Below are 2037 nucleotides of genomic sequence, written 5' to 3'. Positions count from 1 at the left end.
TGCTGGCGCAGCGTCCTCATGTCAGCCTGCGAGTGAAGGAATATTCCCCAGGGCGTGCCCCATTCTGCCAGAAAAAGCCCGACTTTCTCGGTCACTTCCACCAGATACGGGGCTACCTTCAGCAGTTCAGGCTGTAAAGACTCGTCATACAGACAAGTAACCGGTGGATCAAAATGTTCCAGGATAAAAAACAGTCGGGGTTCGGCGGCACCGTCAATGACGGCATAACGTTTTTCTTCTGCCATTAGTTGTTATCCTTCATCGGACAATGGGCAACAAACATGGAGCCGGCGCTGGCGGCAGCCTGTAAAATCGCTGGATTAGCCGGTTGCAATAAGTCCCCTGGGCTGCCACCGGAATTGAGGTTAATGGCCGGGCCTTTGATATCCACGCCCCCGGCATGAATGACGATAAAATTACCGCCCACTCGTAGGCTGATTTTACTGCCACTTTGCACGGTGAGGTCGCCGTTTGCGTCAACGCTGAATACACCCTGGATTTTCTGGGCCACATCGCCTTTAACCTGCAAGGCCTTGTCGCCGTCAATCTGGGCAAGATAGTTCCCCGTCGTTTTATGCGCCTGCTGGCCGTCGACGGTGATTTTCCGGTTGCGGGCAATCGCCAGTTCATCATCATGGCCGATGCGGGTCGTGCGGTTGTAATTCACCCGTTCGTCCCGGGAGTTGCGCACCTGGATTGCCAGATTTTTCTGGGCGTGAATAAACACTTCTTCCCGGTCTTTTTCGTCTTCAAAACGCAGTTCGTTAAAGCCTTCCCCTTTATGGGTTTTTGACCGGATTGACATCTGGGTTTTCGCCATCGGCAGACGGTTCGGCACGATGTTGTTGGCATGATAGGTTCGGCCAATAATAATCGGCTGGTCCGGGTCGCCGTGTAAAAAATCCACCAGTACTTCCTGACCCACGCGCGGGATGGTTATCATGCCCCAGCCCTTTCCGGCCCAGGCCTGGCTGACCCGTATCCAACAAGAACTCTGATCATTAAATTTGCCGTACGGGTCCCAGGCAAATTGCACCCGCACCCGGCCGTATGCATCACAAAAGATTTCTTCGCCTTCCGGGCCGACTACCGTCGCAATTTGCAGGCCGTCGATGCGCGGTTTGGGATAAGGGGAAGGGCGCCATGAACGGCTATGATCACCAAAGGTGAAGCGGTTCGTCAATGTTGTACCCGTTTCGCCGGCACGGGTTTCATCTGCCTGGGGTTGTTGTCCGTGGTGGCTGATTTGGATCACCTGCCACGGGACATTGAATTTCTCTTTGGGGTGATTCGTGAGGGTAAACAGGATCCCCGGCCAGAGGAAAAAACAGTCACTTTGACCCCGGCCCAGGAGGTCGTTGCGGCGTAAGGCTTCCAGGCGATAGCGGCTCATTTTCTCACCACGTTCATCTTTATAACGGCCGGGGAAATCATAGTGATAGTAACTGGGCAAATCCGTGCGCTGATGGCCGGTTTTAGATTCATAAAAGTTGTATTCGGCTGCCCAGGGGGGATTTTTAAAGGTGCGGTCTTTGAGAAAAACCCCCTGGACCCCGACCTGTTCCCGCCAGCGAAACTGGTTGATACTGGGTTGTGCTCCCTGGGGATCCGGTACCGGGTTATAGGGCACAGAAAAGCGGTTACCGAGCGCCAGACAGGTATCGGCAAAGAAGATCGTTCGCCCGTTCTGGTCCTGATGAAACTCAAAGTAATAGAAGATCCCCTCGTCAGCTAACAGACGCTGTAAAAAGGCCAGATCACTTTCGTCATACTGAACGCAAAATTCCCGCACCGGGTGTTCATAGTTCAGGGTATAGGCAATGTCTTTGATGCCATTTTCTTTCAGCAGTGTTTCAATCATGTCGGTCACGGACTGATGCTGAAAAATACGGGAATTGACCCGCAAGCCTGCCCGCCATAAGGCAGGATGCACGGTCAGGGAATAATGGCTGCGATGGCGGCCGGTGGTTTCCTGCTCAAACCGGGTGACAATGCCGCTGACACAGCGTTCCGGCTGCCCGTCACGGTAGACGGTGA

General features: G+C 53.8%; 2 protein-coding genes. Both read right to left on the bottom strand.

All coding sequences use genetic code 11. The features are described 5' to 3' along the window. Positions 1-245: DUF4123 domain-containing protein (locus PTE_RS10430; protein WP_036846027.1), on the bottom strand; the 245-nt coding region annotated here is incomplete at its 3' end. Continuing rightward, on the bottom strand, positions 245-2037 hold a 1793-nt coding region (gene tssI, locus PTE_RS10425; RefSeq protein WP_036846025.1), incomplete at its 5' end, for a type VI secretion system tip protein TssI/VgrG. The genes PTE_RS10430 and tssI, both read right to left, overlap by 1 nt.

It is taken from the genome of Photorhabdus khanii NC19 (assembly GCF_000517265.1).
GTDB classification, from domain to species: Bacteria; Pseudomonadota; Gammaproteobacteria; order Enterobacterales; family Enterobacteriaceae; genus Photorhabdus; species Photorhabdus khanii.
This window is presented reverse-complemented; position numbering and strand designations above follow the sequence as displayed.